Below are 19,906 nucleotides of genomic sequence, written 5' to 3' on the forward strand. Positions count from 1 at the left end.
GCTCACCACCACTTAGCCGGCTTGGAAACGAAGCCAGCGCTGTCTTCGATCGCGCCTGCGACCTTGAAGACGGTATCTTCATCCAGTGCCTTGCCGATGATCTGCAGACCCAGCGGCAGGCCATTCGAGTCCAGACCCGCCGGAACAGAGATGCCCGGCAGACCGGCCAGGTTGGTCGTGACGGTGAAGACGTCGTTCAGATACATGGTCAGCGGGTCGATCTGCTTGTCGCCCAGCTTGAAGGCGGCCGACGGGGTCGACGGCGTCAGGATGGCGTCCACCTTGCCCCAGACGTTGTCGAAGTCCTCGGCGATACGGCGGCGCACCTTCAGGGCGCGGACGTAATAGGCGTCATAGAAGCCTGCCGACAGAACATAGGCACCGATGGTCAGGCGGCGTTGCACTTCCTTGCCGAAGCCCTCGGCGCGCGAGGCGGCGTACAGGTCGTCCAGCGAGGAGAACTCTTCGGCGCGGTGGCCGAAGCGCATGCCGTCGTAGCGTGCGAGGTTCGACGAGGCTTCTGCCGGAGCCACGATGTAATAGGTCGGCAGGGCGTATTTGGTGTGCGGCAGGCTGATCTCGACGATCTCGCAGCCCGCGGCCTTCAGCCATTCAACGCCTTGGGCCCAAAGGGCCTTGATCTCTTCCGGCATGCCGTCAACGACGTATTCCGCCGGAACACCAATACGCAGGCCCTTGACCGATTGGCCGACCGAAGCGGCCCAATCCGGCGTCGGGACGTCGAGGCTGGTCGAGTCCTTGGTGTCGAACGAGCACATGGACTTCAGCAGGATGGCCGAGTCCTTGACCGTCTTGGTGATCGGGCCAGCCTGGTCGAGCGACGAAGCGAATGCGACCATGCCGAAACGGCTGGCGCGACCATAGGTCGGCTTGATGCCCACGGTGCCGGTGAAGGCCGCCGGTTGGCGGATCGAGCCGCCGGTGTCCGATGCGGTCGCGGCAAGGCACAGGTCAGCGGCCACAGCAGCGGCCGAACCGCCCGACGAACCGCCGGGGGTCAGCTGGGCGTCATCGCCCTTGGCCTTCCACGGGTTCACGACAGGACCGAAGGCCGAGGTCTCGTTGGCCGAGCCCATGGCGAACTCGTCCATGTTCAGCTTGCCCAGCATGACCGCGCCGTCGCGCCACAGATTGGCGGTGACGGTCGATTCATACGGCGGGATAAAGCCGCGCAGCATGTTGGAGCCAGCGGAGGTCTGCACGCCCTCGGTGCAGAACAGGTCCTTGATGCCCAGCGGCGCGCCTTCGAGGTCGCCGCCCTCGCCCTTGGCGATGCGGGCGTCCGAGGCACGGGCCTGTTCCAGAGCCTTCTCGCCCGTCACTTCGACATAGGCGTTCAGGGTCGGGTTGGCGGCTTCGATCTCACCGAGGAAGGCCTTGGTGATTTCTTCAGACGAGAATTGCTTGGACTTGAGGCCGTCAACAGCGTCGGCCAGCGTCAGTTTGGTCAGGTCGCTCATACTCTTACTCCACGACCTTCGGGACGACGAAGAAGCCGTCAGCCGACTTCGGCGCGTTCGACAGGACGTCGGCGACCTTGTCACCGTCGGTCACTTCATCCTCGCGCAGACGCAGGGTCTGGGCCACGTTCGAGGTCATCGGCTCAACACCGTCAACGTCCACCTCGTTCAGCTGCTCGATCCAGTTCAGGATGCCGTTCAGCTCCTGGGCCAGCGGCTCCAGTCGTTCCTCGGGGGTCTTGATACGGGCGAGGTGGGCAACCCGCCTCACCGTCGCGGCGTCGATAGCCATGAAAGTCTCCGAAAATTCCGGCGGCGCAGCGATAGGGAGTCGGAGCGCCTACATTGAATATGTGGGTTACCGCCCTGCCGCCGCTTCGACAAGCGTTTCGCAATGCATTAAGGGACGCGGGTGCCTGTATATGACCTCAAAGACCTGCCCGCCGCCTGCCCTCCGAACACACCGTGGATCGGATTGGACCTTGGCGAGAAGACTATCGGCGTCGCCGTTTCAGACGGCACCCGAATGATCGCCAGCCCGCTCAAGCTGATCCGCAAAAGCAAATTCACGCTGGAAGCCGAAGAGCTGTTCAAGCTGATGGCGGGTCGCGATGTGTCGGCTCTGGTCATCGGCCTGCCGCTCAATATGGATGGTACCGAAGGCCCCCGCGCCCAGTCGTGCCGCGCCTTTGCCCGCAATCTTGAACGCCTGCGTCCGGTCAATGTGGCCTTTCAGGACGAACGTCTCTCGACGGCCGGCGTCGAACGCTTCCTGATCGAGGAACTGGACCTGAACCGCAAACGCCGCGCCGAGGTCGTGGACCGTACCGCTGCCTCTTGGATCTTGCAGGGCGCGCTGGACCAACTGCGTATCAGCAGCGGTCAAATCTGAGACATTCGGAAACCTGATGTGACGCCATCCACCATTCGGATGGCGTCCGCCTATTCCCTCGGGCGCGAGTCACGCCTATAGCGGCTACTCGATGACCCAAGCCGCCACCGTCACCGATATCATTCAGGAGCGGCTGACGCCGTTCCCCAAAGACCACTTCCTCGCCGCAGCGGATCTCAATCCGCCCGCCGCCATGGCCTTGCTCGACCTTGCCGACGCCTTCGTCGACTTCAACCGTCAGAGCGCCAAGGGCGTCGATGTGATGCGCGGCCAGACGGTCGTGAACCTGTTCTTCGAGAACTCGACCCGTACATCCTCCTCGTTCGAGATCGCTGCCAAGCGCTTGGGCGCAGACGTTGTGACCATGCCGGTCGCCTCGTCGTCGGTGAAGAAGGGTGAGACCCTGATCGACACAGCCGTCACGCTAAATGCGATGAAGCCGGAAATCCTTGTGGTGCGCCACTCGGCCTCGGGCGCGGTGGACCTGCTGTCGCAAAAGGTTGGCTGTGCCGTTGTGAATGCCGGTGATGGCCGTCACGAGCACCCGACCCAAGCCCTGCTGGACCTGCTGACCCTGCGCCGCACCTTCGGGGATGTCGGCGGCCTGACCGTCGCCATCTGTGGCGACGTGACCCACAGCCGCGTGGCCCGCTCCAACATCGCCCTGTTGCAGATGATGGGCGCGCGCGTGCGCCTCGTCGGCCCGCCGACCCTGATCCCCAGCGTGGCCCAGCGCTGGAATGTCGAGATCAGCCACGACATGAAGGAAGGGCTGCAAGGCGTTGATGTTGTTATGATGCTGCGCCTGCAACTGGAACGCATGGCCGGTGCGCTGATCCCCTCGACCCGTGAGTATTTCCGCTTCTGGGGTCTGGACCGCGAAAAGCTGGCCTATGCCAATCCAAACGCCAAGGTCATGCACCCCGGCCCGATGAACCGTGGCGTGGAAATCGACTCCGACGTGGCCGACGACCTGTCCGTCTCACTCATTCAGGATCAGGTCGAAATGGGCGTCGCCGCCCGCATGGCCGTGTTGGCCGCCCTCGCCCATCGCCGCGCGGGAGGCAACTGATGACGGCGGCAATGAACAAGACCGCCATTCTGAACGCCCGCCTGATCGATCCGGCCACCGACTATGACGGCCCGGGGTCTGTCGTGATCGAGAACGGCAAGATAACGCAAGTCGTTCATGGCCACGGCGCTGTAGACACGGATTGCGCAGACGTGATTGACGCCATGGGCCGTGTGCTGGCCCCCGGTCTGATCGATATTCGCGTGAAAACGGGCGAACCGGGCAATGAACCGAAAGAGACGCTGAAATCGGCGGCCCTGTCCGCCGCGGCGGGCGGTGTGACCACCATCGTCATCCAGCCCGACACCGATCCGACCATCGACGATCCGGCCATGATCGACCACATCCAGCGTCGTGGCGCGGCTCTGGAGCTGGTCCACGTCCGCGCCGCCGGTGCTGCCACCCAAGGCCGCAAGGGCGAACGCATGGCCGAAATCGGCCTGATGGACGAAGCGGGTGCCCTCTATTTCACGGACGGCGACCACGTCATCCAGAACAGCCGTACTCTGCAGCGGGTCATGAGCTATGCTGCTTCCTTCAACGCACTGATCTCGTGCCGTCCGATCGAGCCGTGGCTGTCTGAAGGCACGGTGGCGACGGCGGGCGAACTGGCGACCCGCCTTGGCCTGCCTGCTCAGCCCGCCATCGCCGAACGCATCCAGCTGGAACGCGATCTGGCACTGGTGGAGCAGACGGGTGCCCGTTTCCTCGTGGACCAGATTTCGACCCAAGGCGCGCTCGACGTCCTGACCCGCGCCCGCACGCGCGGTCTTGAAGTCGCGGCATCGGTGTCGATCAACCACCTGTGCTTCAACGAAATCGACATCGGCGACTATCGCACCTTCTACCGCCTCGACCCGCCGCTTCGCACCGAAGAGGACCGTCAGGCGATGATCGAGGGCGTACGAGATGGCCTGATCGACGTCATCACCTCGGCTCACTGCCCCGAACCCGCCGAGAACAAGCGCCGTCCGTTCGCGGAAGCCGAACCGGGCGCGGTCGGTCTGGAAACCCTGCTGGCCGCCGCCATCAGCAACCTGCACCATGAGAACGGCATCGACCTGATCGACGTGCTGCGCCCGCTGACCCACGGTCCGGCCAGCCTGCTGGGCCTCGACAGCGGTGTGATCGCCGAGGGTGCTCCGGCTGACCTCGTCCTGTTCGACGCGGGCGCGCCCATCGTCGTGGACGCCGCCCGGCTGAAGTCCAAATCCAAGAACTCGCCGTTCGACGGCCGCCGCCTGCAAGGCAAGGTCTTGCTCACCATCGTCGACGGCCGCATCGTCCACGATCAACGCCAATAGGAGCGAATCAAAGTGCAGGATCTCGCGGCCCCCGCCGCAGCGACACTCGGACTGGTCACCGTGGCCGGATATCTCTTGGGCTCCATCCCATTCGGGGTGGTCCTGACGCGCGCCTTTGGTGCCGGTGATGTCCGCCAGATCGGATCGGGCAATATCGGCGCGACAAACGTACTTCGCACCGGTCGTAAGGATCTCGCCATCGCCACCCTGTTGCTGGACGCAGGCAAGGGCGCGGCTGCGCTTCTGCTCGCCCGCTGGCTGACGGGCAGCGATCTGGCGGCTGCGCTGGCGGGCGGTGCCGCCTTCCTTGGCCACCTCTATCCGGTTTGGCTCAAGTTCAAGGGCGGCAAGGGCGTCGCGACCTTCTATGGCCTGATGCTCGCCGCCACGTGGCAGCTGGGGCTGGCTGCGGCGGCCATCTGGCTGCTGTGCGCCTTCCTGTTCCGCATCTCGTCCCTGGCAGCACTGATTTCGGCGGCTGTCACCCCGCTACTGGCGCTGTCACTCCTCAAGGTCGGGATTGATGTGCCCAAGCCGATCTTCCTGCTCTCCATCTTCTCGGCGGTCCTGATCTGGTTCCGTCACCACGAGAACATCGCCCGCCTGGCCAAGGGTCAGGAGCCCCGCATCGGCTCCAAGAAATCCGGAGCCGACAAGGCATGACGGCCCTGCCGGAGGCCGAGCGCATCGCCCGCCTCCGGCTGGCGCGGACCGACAGGATCGGTCCCGTCACCTTTTCCCAACTGCTCCAGCGCTTTGGCTCCGCACAGGAGGCCATAGGGCGTCTGCCGGATCTGGTAAGACGCACGGGCCGCTCGACCTATAATGTGCCGTCTCCCTACGATGTCGGTCGTGAATGGGAACGGGCCGACAGGTTTGGCGCCCAGCTTCTGGTTATCGGTGATCCTGACTATCCCGCGCGCTTGGCGGCGATAGATCCGCCCCCACCCGTGCTTTGGACCAAGGGCCGGCGCGAACTTTTGACATCCGAAACGGTGGCCATTGTCGGCGCGCGTATCGCCTCGGCTGGCGGTATCCGCTTTGCGCGCTCGCTGGCTCAGGACCTGGGGCAGCATGGCTATGCGGTCGTCTCGGGTCTGGCGCGCGGTATCGATACAGCCGCCCATATCGGCTCTATCGAGACAGGAACCGTTGCTGTGCTGGGCGGCGGTATCGACGACATCTATCCGCCGGAAAATGCCGAACTCCATAGCCGCATCGGCCATGAGGGTTGCCTCGTTTCGGAAAGCCCGATGGGTGCGAGGGCGCAAGCCCGCGACTTTCCAAGAAGAAACCGCATCATTTCCGGTCTGTCGCGTGGTGTCGTTGTGGTTGAGGCGGAGCTGAAGTCAGGCTCGCTGATCACGGCGCGTGTCGCGGCTGAGCAGGGCCGCGATGTGTTTGCTGTACCGGGATCGCCGCTGGATCCCCGTACAAGAGGTACAAACGACTTGCTTCGTCAGGGGGCAATACTGTGTGAGGGCATCGAAGATATCGAACGCGCCTTCACCACCCTGCGCACCCTGTTCGAGCCGCCTTCCGTCACCGGTTTGGAGCCCGCAAACGAGGACGTACCGGCCAACCTGCTGGACCAGATCGCCGCCCTGCTCTCGCCCGTACCGACCCCGACAGACGAGTTGGTACGCGCCCTCGGCATACCCGCATCACAGGTGGCCGCCGCCCTGTTGGAACTGAGCCTGACAGACCGCGCAACCCTTCTACCGGGCGGCATGGCCGCGAGTGCCTGATCCTCAGGCGACCTCGATAGCCCTGCGTCGCGCCACGTCCGCAGCCACTTCCAGCAGACACGCCAGCTTTTCGTCACCATCGGCCCGCGCCATCTTGGCAAGTTCTATGGACATGCCGCCAACGTATTCGCGGATTTCCGATGTGCCATATGGCAGGGCTTCCGGGGGCTTGTTCTGTCCTTTGGCGCTTTGCGAGATCTTGCGCAAATTCGGCATCGACCAACTCCACAACCCCAGCTTCACCTTACGTATAATCTTAGGTTGTAAAAAATTGCAATACACCCGTGTTAGTAGTCATCTCGATCAATGCGGATTGACTTATGGCGCGGTCGCCACCACGTTCGCGCCCCCATTTCCCTGAATGAGCGTCATGAATCTCGTTATCGTCGAGAGCCCCGCGAAGGCCAAAACCATCAACAAGTACCTCGGCTCGGACTATAAAGTCCTGGCGTCGTACGGCCATATCCGCGACCTGCCGTCCAAGGACGGCTCTGTCCTGCCTGACGATGACTTCGCCATGCATTGGGAAGTGGATTCCAAGGCCACCAAACGCCTGTCGGAAATCGCAGAGGCCGCCAAGAAGGCTGACCGCGTTATTCTCGCCACCGACCCCGACCGCGAGGGAGAGGCGATCAGCTGGCACGTTCTGGAAGTCCTGAACAAGAAGAAGGCGCTGAAGGACACCGAGGTCGAGCGCGTGACGTTCAACGCGATCACCAAATCGGCAGTCCTCGAAGCTATGGCCAATCCGCGCCAAGTGGATATGGAGCTGGTCAACGCCTATCTGGCGCGCCGCGCGCTGGACTATCTGGTGGGCTTCAACCTGTCGCCGGTCCTGTGGCGCAAGCTGCCGGGCGCACGCTCGGCAGGCCGTGTGCAGTCGGTCGCCCTTCGCATCGTCGTCGATCGCGAAATGGAGATCGAGAAGTTCAAGCCGCAGGAATACTGGTCGGTCGAAGCCGACCTGATCGCCGACAGCCCGCCCTTCACCACCCGTCTGGTCAAGCACGAGGGCAAGCGCGTCCAGCGTCTGGACATCGTGTCCGAGGCCATGGCCACCGCAGCCCGAAACGCGATCAGCAGCGGCGACTTCACGATCAAATCGGTCGAGAAGAAGCCTGCCAAGCGCTCGCCTGCCCCGCCGTTCACCACCTCGACTCTGCAACAGGAAGCCGCCCGCAAGCTCGGCTTCACGGCCCAGCGCACCATGCAGGCGGCACAAAAGCTGTATGAAGGCGTGGACGATACCGGCGGTCTGATCACATATATGCGTACCGACGGCGTTTACGTGACGCCGGAAGGCATCGCGCAGGCCCGCGAAGCCATCGCCGATCGCTTTGGCCCCGCCTACGTCCCGTCCGAGCCGCGCTATTACAAGACCAAGGCCAAGAACGCCCAAGAGGCGCACGAAGCCATCCGTCCGACCAACATCCTGCGCCACCCCGACTCCCTGCGTCTGGAGAGCGACCTCCAGCGTCTGTACGAGCTGATCTGGAAGCGAATGATCGCGTCGCAGATGGAAAGCGCCCGTCTGGACCGCACCACGGTCGAGATCGAAACGCCCGACGGCCAGACCGGCCTGCGCGCGACCGGTCAGGTCGTGGTGTTCGACGGCTTCATCGCCGCCTATGAAGAAGGCCGCGACGACAAGCAGAAGGGTGCCGAGGACGACGAGGACGAAGGTGGCCGCCTGCCCGCGCTGAAGGAAGGCGCAAAGGCACAGGTTCAGGCCATCCGTACCGACCAGCACTTCACCGAGCCGCCCCCGCGCTTCTCGGAAGCCACGCTGGTCAAGAAGCTGGAAGAGCTGGGTATCGGCCGTCCGTCGACCTATGCCTCGATCCTGTCCACCCTGCGCGACCGCGAATACGTCCGCATGGACAAGGGCCGCTTCTATCCGGAGGACAAGGGCCGTCTGGTCACCGCCTTCCTCGAGCAGTTCTTCACCAAATGGGTCGAATACGACTTCACCGCCGCGCTGGAGACCCAGCTCGACGAAGTGTCGGCGGGTGACCTCGACTGGAAGGCCCTGCTGCGCTCGTTCTGGGAAGACTTCCACGCCGCGACGCAAGCCGCGGGCGAGCTTCGTACCACGGCCATCCTCGATCACCTGAACGAGGCATTGGGCGCGCACATCTTCCCGGACAAGGGCGATGGCCGCGATCCGCGGCTGTGCCCCGTCTGTAACGAGGGCCAGCTCAGCCTCAAGACTAGCCGTTTCGGCGCCTTCATCGGCTGCTCGCGCTATCCGGACTGCAAATACACCCGTCCGGTCGCCTCGCCAGACGCCGCCGAGGGCGGTGCCGAAAGCGGGGACCGCGAACTGGGCGTCGATCCGGCGACGGGCAAGGCTGTCCAGCTCAAGATTGGCCGTTTCGGTCCGTACGTCGAAACCGAGGCTGCGGAGGAAGGTGCAAAGCCGCGCCGCTCCAGCCTGCCCAAGGGTTGGTCACCGGCTTCGATCGACCTCGATCGCGCCCTGAAGCTGCTCAGCCTGCCGCGTGTCGTGGGTGAACCCCCCGAGGACGGCAAGCCGATCACCGCCGGTCTTGGCCGCTTCGGTCCGTTCGTGGCCCACGATGGCACCTATGCCAATGTCTCGGACATCGAAGAGGTGTTCGAGGTGGGTCTGAACCGCGCCGTGGCCCTGCTGGCCGAGAAGCGCGCGGGCCGCGCCGCCCGTGGCGGTGCCGCCGCTCCGCTCAAGGAACTGGGCAACCACCCCGAGGATGGTGCCGCCGTTCAGGTCATGTCGGGCCGCTATGGTCCCTATGTGAAGTGGAACAAGGTCAACGCCACCCTGCCCAAGGGTACCGAGCCTGACGACATGACGCTGGAAACGGCCCTGCCGCTGCTGGCCGCCAAAGCAGGCGCGGCTCCGAAGAAGAAGGCTCCGGCCAAGAAGGCTGCTGCTGCCAAGAAACCCGCCGCCGAGAAAAAACCGGCTGCGAAAAAGGCTCCGGCCAAGAAAGCGACGGCCAAAAAGACCGCCGCCAAGACCGAGGAGTGATCAGATAGACATGGTGGTGACTTAACCGGGGTTGTTCGCCAACCCCGGACGTCCCCTGATCAGGGTGTTCTGGACGCGACGCCCAATGGGGTCGCGGCCACTCCATCGGTCACCGACCTTGGCCTCGAAATAGTCGGTGCAGAAGCGGCTCAGCAATATGCGTGGGCGTATGTTGCTGAGGCACAGCTTTTTTCCTTCAATCGTCCAACGGGCGGTCACCTGCCGGCCGTCGCTGAAGAACGATCTGTACTGGCCGTCGGCATCGAACCAGTGATGAACCTGCCCGCCGTCTCTGTATGTCGTGACGATCGTATTTCCGAACGTTGCCGAGATGCCCTGATCGCGCGCCGCTGAAGGCGTCGCCAATGCCAAAGCCAATCCGGCCAGAATCCAGACTTTATGCATTTCGATTTCCGTCTGCGTGCGCGAATTGTGCCAGATGTCTACGTTCGCGAAACGTCTATGGATCTCGAAAAAAGTTGACTGTGGCGTAGGGCTTTCCATATACCCCCGCATGCTCGGAGCAGGATTGGCGATGCGCGCCGCCCGCTCGCCCAAGAGGGGCGGCTCCGTCAGCAAAAGGCGTCGTTGACGCTATCCTCTGTCCAATCAGGACTATATGACCGAGTTTACCAAACTGGGCCTTTCGCCCACGACCCTGCAGGCTGTTACCGAGACTGGCTATACCAATGCCACTCCGATCCAGGCCCAGGCTATTCCCGTCGCCCTTACCGGCCGCGACGTTCTGGGCATCGCCCAGACCGGTACCGGCAAAACGGCGGCCTTCACGCTACCGCTGATCGAACGCCTTTCAACCGGTCGCGCCCGCGCTCGCATGCCCCGCGCCGTTGTTCTGTGCCCGACCCGCGAGCTGGCCGATCAGGTCGCAGAGAACTTTGCCAAATACGCCAAGGGCACCCGCCTGAACTGGGTGCTGCTGATCGGTGGCGTTTCGATGGGCGATCAGGTCGCCTTGCTGAACAAGGGCGTCGATGTCCTGATCGCAACGCCGGGCCGTCTGCTTGACCTGTTCGAGCGGGGCAAGATCCTGCTGACGGGCGTCGAGACGATGGTCGTCGACGAAGCCGACCGCATGCTCGACATGGGCTTCATTCCCGACATCGAGCGCATCTTCAAACTGACGCCGCCGCGCCGCCAGACCCTGTTCTTCTCGGCCACCATGCCGCCGGAAATCACCCGTCTGACGCAACAGTTCCTGAAGGACCCGACCCGCATCGAGGTCTCGCGTCCGGCCCAGACCGCCGACACCATCACCCAATATCTGACCCGCCTTCCCGTCTCGGATCCCAAGGCCAAGCGCACGGCCCTGCGCATGCTGATCCAGCGTTCGGAAGTGCAGAACGGTATCGTCTTCTGCAACCGCAAGTCGGACGTAGACATCGTCGCCAAATCCCTGACGGTTCACGGCTTTGATGCCGCTCCGATCCACGGCGACCTCGACCAGTCCCTGCGCATGCAGACCCTGCAGAAGTTCCGCAACGGCGAACTGAAGCTGCTGGTCGCATCTGACGTGGCCGCCCGTGGCCTGGACATTCCCGAGGTCAGCCACGTCTTCAACTACGACGTGCCGCACCACGCCGACGACTATGTGCACCGCATTGGCCGTACAGGCCGCGCAGGCCGTACCGGCGAAGCCTTCATGATCACCACCCCCGCCGACGAAAAGTCGCTGGATAAGGTGCTGAAGCTGATCAAGAAGGATCCGGTCGAGCTGGAACTCGAAGGCGTTGACTTCGCCGCCATCAAGGACCGCGCACCGCGCGGCAAGGACGAAGGCCGCAGCAGCCGCGGTCGCCGTGAGCGCACCCGCGAGCCCAAGCCGTCGGAAGCCGAAGCCACCATCGACGCCGTCACCGCCGAGGAAGAGCCGAAGGAAGCGACCCGTTCGCGCCGCAGCCGTTCGCGCCGCAAGCCAGAGGGTGAAGAGCAGAAAGCGGTCATCGAAACCGCCATTGAAGCTGTCGATACGCCTGAGGCCGTCGCCGGCGAAACCGAAACCAAGGCTGAAAAGCCGGGCCGCAACCGGGGTCGCAACAACCGCAAGTTGGACAAGGCAGAAGTCTCGACCTCTGCACTGGCGACCCACAGCGCCGCCTTTGGTGACGACATTCCGGCCTTCCTGCGTCGTCCGGTGATAATTCCCGCCTGACTGATTTTTCCGGTGTAGCTTAACCTGCGGGTTACGGGTTTCCCCTAGGTTGCACTGGAACTATCAGTGGGGGGAAGCCAATGAATGAGTTCGTCGACACGGCCGTTCGCGGTCCGCAAGCTTTTGCATTGGCGCGCCAGACCATCGATGCGATGGAAGCCGCCAATGTATGGCCGACGCCGCTCAACTATGAGCTGTGGCTTCACTACATCCAGAACCCGGACAGCCCGCTAGCGCAGGAAATGCGCCGGTTGCTGGAGATCGACACCCCGTTCACGGACACGGTGGCCGAAATGCTGGCCACCGAATTCCTGCCGCGCAGCCGCCTGTCAGAGGAAATCCGTGACGCCGGCGCGGTGCTGAACCGCGAACTGGCCGCCGTTGCGACCGCCATCGACAAGGCCCGCGAGGTTCAGGTCCAGTATGCCGAGACGCTTGCCGACGCCAAGGACCGCTTTGACGAGACGGATCCGTTGAGCCCGCTGTCGGAACTGATTACCAATCTTTCCAAGGCCACCCGCCGCATCCAGCGTCACACCATCGTGCTGGAACGCCGTCTTGAATCCTCGCACACAGAGGTCTCGAAACTGCGTAGCCATCTGGAGCAGGTGCGTCGTGATGCCATGACCGACGCCCTGACCAATCTGGCCAACCGCAAGGCATTTGACGAAAAGCTGGAGGCGCTGTGCGCCGAACATGACGAACATGACGGCCACCTGTCCTTGGCCATCATCGACATCGATATGTTCAAGCGGTTCAACGATACCTGGGGCCACCAAACGGGCGATCAGGTTCTGCGCTATGTGGCCAGTGCGATTTCACGCATTTCCCAGCATCCGCGTATTGCAGCACGTTATGGCGGCGAGGAGTTCGCTGTGGCCTTCCCCGGCGAGGAAGCCGATACCGTCGAAACCGCATTGAACGCCATGCGTGTGGATATTGCGTCTCGCGCCCTGCGTCGCCGCTCCACCAATGACGATCTGGGTATTGTGACCATTTCGGCGGGTGTCGCACACCGCCACAAACACGAAAGCCCGCTCCAACTGATGGAACGGGCCGATGCGGCGCTTTATGTGTCCAAGCGGGCGGGCCGCAATCGCATCACCAGCGCACAGAACATTCTGGCGGAAACGGCTGCCTGACCGGCAGCCGTTCCTGTACCGGATTTACTGTACCGGATTTACTGGGCCGGAATGACAGCGCCCTGATATTTCTGTGCGATGAAGGTACGGGCCGCCTCGCTACGCAGGGCATTGGCCAGCGCCGCGATACGCGGATCGTCTTTATTCTCCGGTCGGGCGACCAGATAGTTCACATAGGGGCTGTCAGAACCTTCCAGGGCCAGTGAGTCACCGCGCGGAGACAAACCGGCATCCAGAGCATAGTTGGTGTTGATCACAGCCGCATCGACCTGTGCCAGGATGCGTGGAATGGTAGCCGCTTCGACTTCGCGGAACTTCAGGCCCTTACGGTTGTCCTGGATGTCAGCCACCGTCTGCAGCGCATTCTCGCCCTTGCGCAGGGTGATCAGGCCCGCAGATTGCAGCAGCAGCAGCGAGCGGCCCGTGTTCGACGCATCGTTTGGCAGGATGATTTCAGCGCCATTCGGCAGATCGGCCAGTTTGGCGTGTTTCTTGGAATACAGGCCCAGCGGCTCGACGTGGATACCCGCAACCGTCACCAGATTGGCATTCCGTGCGGTGTTGAACTCGTCCAGATAGGGCTTGGTCTGGAAATAGTTCGCGTCCAGACGCTTTTCAGCCAGTTGAACGTTCGGCTGAACATAGTCGTTGAAGACCTTGATATCCAAGGTCACACCTTCGGCCGCCAACAGCGGGCGCACCATCTCCAGCAACTCCGCATGCGGAACGGCCGTTGCGCCGACTTTCAACGGCTTGGAGATTTCCTTGGCGGCAGTCTCGCCATCACTCGCTGTATTGTTTCCGCAGGCAGCCAAAAGGCCCACAGCGGCCATAGCAGCAGCGTTCAAAAGGAGCGTACGGCGAACAAACATAAAAAGCCTCGGAGATTCGTCAGCGATGGGAGACTTTAGTGACCAGCCAGTCACCAATCATCTGTAGAATTTGCACCATAACCAGCAGCAGTACGACCGTCACGACCATCACGTCGGTCTGGAAGCGCTGATAGCCAAATCGGACAGCGAGATCGCCAAGGCCACCGGCCCCGACAACACCTGCCATAGCGGTATAACCAACCAAGGCAATGGCCGCCACCGTCGCACCGGCGATTATCCCCGGCAATGCCTCGGGCAACAGCGCGCGGGTGACGATCTGCCACGTGCTGCCACCCATTGCCTGAGTGGCCTCGACGACCCCGTGATCGACCTCACGCAGCGCATTTTCGACAAGGCGCGCATAAAACGGAGCCGTTCCGACAACCAGAGGCGGGATCGCACCGGCAACACCCAGAGATGTCCCGACCAGCAGCACCGTAACGGGCAGCATCACAATCAGCAGAATGATGAACGGCAAAGAGCGCAGCACATTCACGACAAATGAAAGCACAGCGTTCAGCACCGGATTGGCCGCCAGACGCCCCTTCCCTGACAGGAACAGCAGAACACCGAGCGGAATGCCGATGGCGACCGTCAAAACCAGCGAGCCCGCCAGCATAAGCAGGGTATCGACCGTTGCCCGGCCGATGTCGCCCCAATCCACATTTGCGAACATCAGCGGCCTCCTATGGTTTCAACGCCCACACCGCGTTCGGCCAGTTGTTTGAGTGCGGCGTCGGCATCACCGTCTGTAAAGGCGACAACCAGTTGCCCGCACGGAACGCCGCGAATGCGGGCGATGCGTCCGGACAGGATGGAATAGTCGACACCCACGGTACGGGCCACGCGGCTCAGTTCCGGCTCATAGGTCGACGTGCCCTGGAAGATCAAACGGGCTAGGCGCGCATTTGCGGGCACCGAGGCACCATCAAAACCATCGTCGCTTTCGGCCAGCATGGCTTGGGTGACGGGATGTTGCGGGCGCAGGAACACATCGACCGTATCGCCCTGCTCCACGATCCTGCCGTCCTTCAGAACGGCCACGCAGTCGCACACACGGCGCACCACCTCCATCTGGTGGGTGATCATGACGATGGTCAGGCCCAGTTCGCGGTTCAACTGCTCCAGCAGGCCGAGGATGTCCTCGGTCGTCTCGGGATCCAGCGCACTGGTCGCCTCGTCGCACAGAAGAACATCGGGACCACAGGCCAGCGCGCGGGCGATGCCGACACGCTGTTTCTGGCCACCCGAAAGTTGGTGCGGGTATTTCTTGGCATGCTCGGCCAAGCCCAGACGCGCCAGAAGTTCGGCCGTGCGGGCCTTCACCTCGGCGGCGGGGCGTCCCTCAAGCCGAAGCGGGAACGCCACATTGTCCTCGATAGTCTTGGAGGCCAACAGGTTGAAGTGTTGGAAGATCATCCCGATCTTGCGACGCGCCGTCCGCAAATGTGCGGGGTTGAGCGCGGTGATCTCCTGATCGCCGACAAAGACCTTGCCGCCGTCGGGCGTTTCCAGCCGGTTGATGGTGCGGATCAGGGTGGACTTGCCCGCGCCCGAGCGCCCCACAACGCCGAAAATCTGACCGCGCTCTACATGCAGATCAACAGAATCCAGAGCCACGCGCTCGCCTGCACGGCTCTGGTAACGGCGTGTGACGCCCTCCAGACGGATCATAAAGCCTCGGTACTGGTAGCCGGAATGATGGTCACGCTCTCACCACAACCACAGGCGTCTGTCTCGTTAGGGTTTCTAAAGACGAATTTAGAAGACATGCGGGTCGTTTCGAAGTCGATCTCCGACCCCACAAGGAACAGGACGGCCTTGGGCTCGATCAGCACGACCGCGCCCTTGTCCTCGACCACCTCATCCAGAGGCTCGATGCTTTCGGCGTAGGCAAAGGTGTATTCCTGCCCCGCGCAGCCGCCGTTCTTCACGCCGACGCGCAGCCCCACGCACGGACGCTCGGCATTGGCCATAAGTTCGCGCACACGCGCCGCCGCCGCCTCGGTCAGGGTGACGACCTTGGGACGCGGACGGCGCGGACGGGTGGAGGTCTGAAGTTCGGTCATGACAATCAGAACATGTTCAGGGCCAGTTTGGCCTCGTCGGACATACGCGATTGATCCCACGGCGGATCAAAAACCAGATTGACGTGGGCGGACTTGATGCCTTCCACCTTCATGACGGCACCTTCGACCCAGCCGGGCATTTCGCCCGCCACCGGACAGCCCGGCGCGGTCAGGGTCATGTCGATCACCACGTCCTTGTCGTCCGACACATCGACCTTGTAGATGAGGCCCAGCTCATAGATATCGACCGGAATTTCCGGATCGTACACGGTCTTGAGCGCCGCGATCAGATCATCGGTCAGCTTGTCCAGCTCGGCCTGCGACAAGGCGCTCTGCTGCGGCTCGTTCCAGCTCTCGGCGAAGGCCGGGCTGTCGGTGATCGCGTTTTCGGTCTTGGCGTCCATGGTCGTCACACAAAGAAGTTCCGCGCCTTGATCAGCGCATCGGCGAAGGCATCAACCTCCTCCACCGTATTATATAGGGCGAACGAGGCGCGGGTGCTCGACGTCACGCCCATTCTTTTGGCCAATGGCTCGGCACAGTGCAGACCCGCCCGTACGGCCACGCCGTAACGGTCCATGATCTGAGCGATGTCGTGGGCGTGTGCGCCTTCGACCGTAAAGGTCAGCAGGGCACCCTTCCCTTCGGCCGTGCCGATGATACGCAGCCAGTTCAGGCCGCCCAGACGCTCGATCGCGCGATCATAAAGCGCCTGCTCGTGGGCGATGACCGCCTGCGGGTCAAAGCCCATCAGCCAGTCCAGAGCCACGCCCAGACCCACGGCCTCGATGATCGGCGGGGTGCCAGCCTCGAAACGATGCGGCGGCTTGGCATAGGTGATGCGTTCCTGCTCGACCGTCTCGATCATCTCGCCACCGCCCTGATACGGCGGCAGGGCCTCAAGGGCCTCGGTCGTGCCGTACAGCGCGCCGATACCCGTCGGGCCATAAAGCTTGTGGCCGGTGATGACGTAGAAGTCGCAGCCGATGGCCTGAACATCGGGAGCAGCGTGAACAGCACCCTGACAGCCGTCGATGACGACCTTGGCACCGACCCGATGCGCCAGACGCGAAATCTCGGCCACAGGGTTGATGGTGCCCAGCACGTTCGACATGTGCGTAACCGCGACCACCTTGGTGCGCGGGTTCAGCATGGCCTCGAAGGCCGCCATGTCGAGCGAGCCATCATCCTTAATCGGCGCAAAGCGCAGAACCGCGTCCTTGCGCTCGCGCAGCAGGTGCCACGGCACGATGTTGGAATGGTGCTCCATCTCGGTGACAATGATCTCGTCACCTTCCTCGATGGAAAGGCCCAGACCGTTGGCGACCAGATTGATCGCTTCGGTACCGCCCTTGGTCCAGACGATGTTCTCGGGCGAAGGCGCGTTCAGGAATTTCGCCACCACGCCACGCGCCGCCTCAAAGGCTTCGGTCGCCTCGTTCGACAGGGTGTGCAGCCCACGGTGCACATTGGCATAGCCGCTCGACATCATCTCGACGAAGCGGTCGATGACCACCTGCGGCTTCTGGGCCGAGGCGGCATTGTCCAGATAGACCAGCGGACGGCCGTTCACCTGACGCGACAGGATCGGGAACTGTTCCCGCACGGCATAGGGATCGAAGGTCTTCACAGTCGTTCCGTCAGCCATTGGCCCACCCGTTCACGGATATCCTCACGCTCGATGCGGTCGATCACTTCGATCAGGAAGGCTTGCGTCAGCAGGGCGCGAGCTTCCTCAACGGTGATGCCGCGCGCCTGCATGTAGAACAAGGCGGCTTCATCCAGCGTGCCGACGGTGTTTCCATGCGCGCACTGCACGTCATCGGCATAGATGATCAGTTCCGGCTTGGCGTCGATCTCGGCGCGCTCGCCGGCGATCAGGGCGTTGTGGGCCATGCGGGCGTCGGTGCCATCGGCACCACGCTCGACGATGATCTTGCCCTGAAACACACCGCGCGAGGTTTCGCGGGCCACGCCCTTGGTCAGCTGGCTGGTGGTGCCATTGGCGGCCAGATGGTCCACCACACTGGTCAGGTCCGTATGACGCGAACCGTCCAGCACATAGACGCCGTCCAGACGGGCATCGGCACCGGCGGCGTGGTGCGCCAGACGGGTTTCGATGCGCTGCAGCTTCGCGCCGGTCGCGATCACGGTCTGGGCCAGCTTGGCCTCGGGCGCGAGATCGATTTCGGCGTCGATGATCGACACCGCGTCGGCCACGTCGTCGGCGATGACGATACGGGTCAGGCTGGCACCGCTCTCGATCTTGTAGGTCAGGCGGATCTGCGAGGCATAGGCCGCGCCCGCACCTTCATAGGTCTCGACGACCGTCAACGCGGCACCCGACGGCACCGTCACAGCGAACGATCCCATGTGGGCCGTGGCCGTGGCATCCGACACCATGCGCAGGGCAAGCATTTGCGATCCGGCAGCCACGAAGGCGGTGTCGTCGCAGCGACCGTTGGCGATCACCACAACCTTGTCCGCCAGATCGTCGAAGAAACCGGCAGATGTGATCGATACAGCAGGCGATACTTCAGGCGCATCACGAAGAATACGCGCCAAATCACTGTATTTCCATGCCTCAACGCGGCGCGACGGATAGGTCGCGGCGTCGAACAGGTTCAACTTGGCCGATGCGCTCACGCGGCACTCGGAAGGTATTTGTCATAGCCTTCCGCCTCGAGCTGCAGGGCCAGCTCCGGTCCGCCCGAAGCCACGATACGGCCACCGGCCAGAACGTGGACGCGGTCCGGTTTGATGTAGTCCAGCAGTCGCTGGTAGTGGGTGATGACCAGCATGGAGCGGTCCTCGCGACGCAGGGCGTTCACACCTTCCGACACGATACGCAGGGCGTCGATATCAAGGCCCGAGTCCGTTTCATCGAGGATCAGCAGCGACGGTTCCAGTACCGCCATCTGCAGGATTTCCATGCGCTTCTTCTCGCCCCCCGAGAAGCCGACGTTCAGCGGACGCTTCAGCATATCGAAGTCCATCTTCAGGGCCTTCGAAGCTTCCTTCACCAGTTTCATGAACTGCGGTGCGGTCACCTCTTCTTCCCCACGCTGGCGGCGTTGGGCGTTCAGGGCCGTGCGCACGAAGGTCAGTGCCGGAACACCCGGGATTTCGACCGGATACTGGAACGACAGGAACACACCTGCCGCTGCACGTTCTGCCGGATCCATATCCAGAACGTCAGCGCCATTCCACGTCACCGAGCCTTCGGAAACCTCATAGTCGGGACGCCCGGCAATCACATTGCCCAGCGTCGACTTGCCCGCACCGTTGGGGCCCATGATGGCGTGAACCTCACCCGCCGGCACTTCCAGCGACAGGCCTTTCAGGATGGCCTTTTCTTCGACCGATGCGTGAAGGTTATCAATCTTAAGCATTGTTTTTGTTACCTTAGCCCACCGAGCCTTCAAGGCTGATGGCTACGAGTTTCTGCGCCTCTACGGCGAATTCCATCGGCAGTTCCTGCAGCACGTCGCGCACGAACCCGTTCACCAGCAGGGCCACGGCCTCTTCTTCCGACAGGCCACGCTGCTGGGCATAGAACAGCTGGTCCTCGGACAGACGGGTGGTCGTCGCCTCGTGCTCCATCTGGGCCGAGCCGTTCTTGGCCTCGATGTACGGAATGGTGTGCGAACCGCACTCCTTGCCGATCAGCAGGCTGTCGCACTGGGTAAAGTTGCGGACGTTCTCGGCCTTGGGGTGAACCGAGACCAGACCGCGATAGGTCGAGTCCGACTTACCCGCCGACACCGCCTTGGCGATGATGCGCGACTTCGAGTTCTTGCCGAGGTGGATCATCTTGGTGCCGGTATCGGCCTGCTGATGACCATTGGTGATGGCGATAGAATAGAACTCGCCCGAGCTTTCCTCGCCTTTGAGGATGCAGGACGGATATTTCCACGTGACGGCCGAGCCGGTTTCCACCTGCGTCCACGACACCTTGGAACGGTCGCCGCGGCAGTCCGCGCGCTTGGTCACGAAGTTGTAGATGCCGCCCTTCCCCTCGGCATCGCCGGGGTACCAGTTCTGGACGGTCGAGTACTTCACCTCGGCGTCGTCCAGAGCGACGATTTCCACCACTGCGGCGTGCAGCTGGTTCTCATCGCGCATCGGCGCGGTGCAGCCTTCCAG

At 62.8% G+C, this 19,906-nt stretch carries 21 protein-coding genes; 8 read left to right on the top strand and 13 right to left on the bottom strand.

What is annotated here, in order from left to right:
- Positions 1–2: 2 nt before the first annotated feature.
- Entirely contained in the window at positions 3–1,481 is a 1,479-nt protein-coding gene (gene gatA / locus B3H86_RS04565) for an Asp-tRNA(Asn)/Glu-tRNA(Gln) amidotransferase subunit GatA (protein WP_292051452.1), read from the bottom strand.
- 4 nt (positions 1,482–1,485) lie between these two features.
- A complete protein-coding gene (gatC, locus tag B3H86_RS04570) occupies positions 1,486–1,773 on the bottom strand; it encodes an Asp-tRNA(Asn)/Glu-tRNA(Gln) amidotransferase subunit GatC (protein ID WP_292051454.1) in 288 nt (95 codons plus the stop codon).
- A gap of 120 nt (positions 1,774–1,893) precedes the next feature.
- Here gatC and ruvX point away from each other — a divergent pair, with 120 nt between their 5' ends.
- The 5 genes from ruvX to dprA all read left to right on the top strand — a co-directional run bounded on the left by ruvX (position 1,894) and on the right by dprA (position 6,497).
- Complete coding sequence (gene ruvX / locus B3H86_RS04575; protein ID WP_292051455.1) at positions 1,894–2,373, top strand: Holliday junction resolvase RuvX; 480 nt, start codon at positions 1,894–1,896, stop codon at positions 2,371–2,373.
- 91 nt (positions 2,374–2,464) lie between these two features.
- A complete protein-coding gene (locus B3H86_RS04580; RefSeq protein WP_292051456.1) occupies positions 2,465–3,445 on the top strand; it encodes an aspartate carbamoyltransferase catalytic subunit in 981 nt (326 codons plus the stop codon).
- Positions 3,445–4,749 (top strand): dihydroorotase, encoded by a 1,305-nt coding sequence (gene pyrC / locus B3H86_RS04585; RefSeq protein WP_292051458.1) that lies wholly within the window; start codon positions 3,445–3,447, stop codon positions 4,747–4,749. The genes B3H86_RS04580 and pyrC overlap by 1 nt, the downstream gene beginning before the upstream one ends.
- Before the next feature lie 12 nt (positions 4,750–4,761).
- Entirely contained in the window at positions 4,762–5,412 is a 651-nt protein-coding gene (plsY, locus tag B3H86_RS04590; RefSeq protein ID WP_292051460.1) for a glycerol-3-phosphate 1-O-acyltransferase PlsY, read from the top strand.
- Positions 5,409–6,497 (top strand): DNA-processing protein DprA, encoded by a 1,089-nt coding sequence (gene dprA, locus B3H86_RS04595; protein WP_292051461.1) that lies wholly within the window; start codon positions 5,409–5,411, stop codon positions 6,495–6,497. Before plsY ends, dprA begins: the two co-directional genes overlap by 4 nt.
- 3 nt (positions 6,498–6,500) lie before the next feature.
- Here the strand turns inward: dprA and B3H86_RS04600 are convergent, their stop codons facing one another.
- Positions 6,501–6,713, bottom strand: coding sequence for a hypothetical protein (locus tag B3H86_RS04600; RefSeq protein ID WP_292051462.1), 213 nt, complete (start codon positions 6,711–6,713; stop codon positions 6,501–6,503).
- Between the two features lie 154 nt (positions 6,714–6,867).
- Between B3H86_RS04600 and topA the strand changes: the two genes are divergently transcribed.
- A complete protein-coding gene (gene topA, locus B3H86_RS04605) occupies positions 6,868–9,507 on the top strand; it encodes a type I DNA topoisomerase (RefSeq protein ID WP_292051463.1) in 2,640 nt (879 codons plus the stop codon).
- Positions 9,508–9,528: 21 nt separating this feature from the next.
- Here topA and B3H86_RS04610 read toward each other — a convergent pair whose 3' ends face one another.
- Positions 9,529–10,065 (bottom strand): hypothetical protein, encoded by a 537-nt coding sequence (locus tag B3H86_RS04610; RefSeq protein WP_292051464.1) that lies wholly within the window; start codon positions 10,063–10,065, stop codon positions 9,529–9,531.
- A 61-nt stretch (positions 10,066–10,126) separates the two neighbouring features.
- Here B3H86_RS04610 and B3H86_RS04615 point away from each other — a divergent pair, with 61 nt between their 5' ends.
- Both B3H86_RS04615 and B3H86_RS04620 read left to right on the top strand, forming a co-directional pair.
- Positions 10,127–11,677 (top strand): DEAD/DEAH box helicase, encoded by a 1,551-nt coding sequence (locus B3H86_RS04615; RefSeq protein WP_292051466.1) that lies wholly within the window; start codon positions 10,127–10,129, stop codon positions 11,675–11,677.
- Positions 11,678–11,757: 80 nt separating this feature from the next.
- Positions 11,758–12,819, top strand: coding sequence for a GGDEF domain-containing protein (locus B3H86_RS04620; protein WP_292051468.1), 1,062 nt, complete (start codon positions 11,758–11,760; stop codon positions 12,817–12,819).
- A 38-nt stretch (positions 12,820–12,857) separates the two neighbouring features.
- Here the strand turns inward: B3H86_RS04620 and B3H86_RS04625 are convergent, their stop codons facing one another.
- The 9 genes from B3H86_RS04625 to B3H86_RS04665 all read right to left on the bottom strand — a co-directional run.
- Positions 12,858–13,691: a MetQ/NlpA family ABC transporter substrate-binding protein gene (locus B3H86_RS04625; protein WP_292051469.1), complete on the bottom strand. Its 834-nt coding sequence runs from the start codon at positions 13,689–13,691 to the stop codon at positions 12,858–12,860.
- Positions 13,692–13,710: 19 nt separating this feature from the next.
- On the bottom strand, positions 13,711–14,367 hold the full coding sequence (locus B3H86_RS04630; RefSeq protein ID WP_292051471.1) for a methionine ABC transporter permease: 657 nt from the start codon (positions 14,365–14,367) through the stop codon (positions 13,711–13,713).
- Positions 14,367–15,365 carry a methionine ABC transporter ATP-binding protein gene (locus B3H86_RS04635; protein WP_292051473.1) on the bottom strand — a complete coding sequence of 333 codons (999 nt, stop codon included), beginning with the start codon at positions 15,363–15,365 and terminating at the stop codon, positions 14,367–14,369. The genes B3H86_RS04630 and B3H86_RS04635 overlap by 1 nt, the downstream gene beginning before the upstream one ends.
- Positions 15,362–15,760, bottom strand: a complete 399-nt coding sequence (locus B3H86_RS04640; protein ID WP_292051476.1) for a HesB/IscA family protein — start codon at positions 15,758–15,760, stop codon at positions 15,362–15,364. Before B3H86_RS04640 ends, B3H86_RS04635 begins: the two co-directional genes overlap by 4 nt.
- A gap of 5 nt (positions 15,761–15,765) precedes the next feature.
- Entirely contained in the window at positions 15,766–16,164 is a 399-nt protein-coding gene (locus tag B3H86_RS04645; protein ID WP_292051478.1) for an SUF system Fe-S cluster assembly protein, read from the bottom strand.
- A gap of 5 nt (positions 16,165–16,169) precedes the next feature.
- A complete protein-coding gene (locus B3H86_RS04650) occupies positions 16,170–17,408 on the bottom strand; it encodes an aminotransferase class V-fold PLP-dependent enzyme (RefSeq protein WP_292051479.1) in 1,239 nt (412 codons plus the stop codon).
- Positions 17,387–18,406, bottom strand: coding sequence for a Fe-S cluster assembly protein SufD (sufD, locus tag B3H86_RS04655; protein WP_292051480.1), 1,020 nt, complete (start codon positions 18,404–18,406; stop codon positions 17,387–17,389). Before sufD ends, B3H86_RS04650 begins: the two co-directional genes overlap by 22 nt.
- Positions 18,403–19,152: a Fe-S cluster assembly ATPase SufC gene (sufC, locus tag B3H86_RS04660; protein WP_292051481.1), complete on the bottom strand. Its 750-nt coding sequence runs from the start codon at positions 19,150–19,152 to the stop codon at positions 18,403–18,405. Before sufC ends, sufD begins: the two co-directional genes overlap by 4 nt.
- 13 nt (positions 19,153–19,165) lie before the next feature.
- Positions 19,166–19,906, bottom strand: a 741-nt coding sequence (locus B3H86_RS04665) for a SufD family Fe-S cluster assembly protein (protein WP_292051483.1), incomplete at its 5' end; no start/stop codon positions are given.

This window comes from Brevundimonas sp. UBA5866 (assembly GCF_002432125.1).
Lineage (GTDB): Bacteria > Pseudomonadota > Alphaproteobacteria > Caulobacterales > Caulobacteraceae > Brevundimonas.

What these genes read in the sequence shown, in the direction of transcription:
- gatA (WP_292051452.1), bottom strand. Translation starts at nt 1,481, where the DNA reads ATGAGCGACCTGACCAAACTGACGCTGGCCGACGCTGTTGACGGCCTC.
- gatC (WP_292051454.1), bottom strand. Translation starts at nt 1,773, where the DNA reads ATGGCTATCGACGCCGCGACGGTGAGGCGGGTTGCCCACCTCGCCCGT.
- B3H86_RS04580 (WP_292051456.1), top strand. Translation starts at nt 2,465, where the DNA reads ATGACCCAAGCCGCCACCGTCACCGATATCATTCAGGAGCGGCTGACG.
- pyrC (WP_292051458.1), top strand. Translation starts at nt 3,445, where the DNA reads ATGACGGCGGCAATGAACAAGACCGCCATTCTGAACGCCCGCCTGATC.
- dprA (WP_292051461.1), top strand. Translation starts at nt 5,409, where the DNA reads ATGACGGCCCTGCCGGAGGCCGAGCGCATCGCCCGCCTCCGGCTGGCG.
- B3H86_RS04600 (WP_292051462.1), bottom strand. Translation starts at nt 6,713, where the DNA reads ATGCCGAATTTGCGCAAGATCTCGCAAAGCGCCAAAGGACAGAACAAG.
- topA (WP_292051463.1), top strand. Translation starts at nt 6,868, where the DNA reads ATGAATCTCGTTATCGTCGAGAGCCCCGCGAAGGCCAAAACCATCAAC.
- B3H86_RS04615 (WP_292051466.1), top strand. Translation starts at nt 10,127, where the DNA reads ATGACCGAGTTTACCAAACTGGGCCTTTCGCCCACGACCCTGCAGGCT.
- B3H86_RS04620 (WP_292051468.1), top strand. Translation starts at nt 11,758, where the DNA reads ATGAATGAGTTCGTCGACACGGCCGTTCGCGGTCCGCAAGCTTTTGCA.
- B3H86_RS04625 (WP_292051469.1), bottom strand. Translation starts at nt 13,691, where the DNA reads ATGTTTGTTCGCCGTACGCTCCTTTTGAACGCTGCTGCTATGGCCGCT.
- B3H86_RS04630 (WP_292051471.1), bottom strand. Translation starts at nt 14,367, where the DNA reads ATGTTCGCAAATGTGGATTGGGGCGACATCGGCCGGGCAACGGTCGAT.
- B3H86_RS04635 (WP_292051473.1), bottom strand. Translation starts at nt 15,365, where the DNA reads ATGATCCGTCTGGAGGGCGTCACACGCCGTTACCAGAGCCGTGCAGGC.
- B3H86_RS04640 (WP_292051476.1), bottom strand. Translation starts at nt 15,760, where the DNA reads ATGACCGAACTTCAGACCTCCACCCGTCCGCGCCGTCCGCGTCCCAAG.
- B3H86_RS04645 (WP_292051478.1), bottom strand. Translation starts at nt 16,164, where the DNA reads ATGGACGCCAAGACCGAAAACGCGATCACCGACAGCCCGGCCTTCGCC.
- B3H86_RS04650 (WP_292051479.1), bottom strand. Translation starts at nt 17,408, where the DNA reads ATGGCTGACGGAACGACTGTGAAGACCTTCGATCCCTATGCCGTGCGG.
- sufC (WP_292051481.1), bottom strand. Translation starts at nt 19,152, where the DNA reads ATGCTTAAGATTGATAACCTTCACGCATCGGTCGAAGAAAAGGCCATC.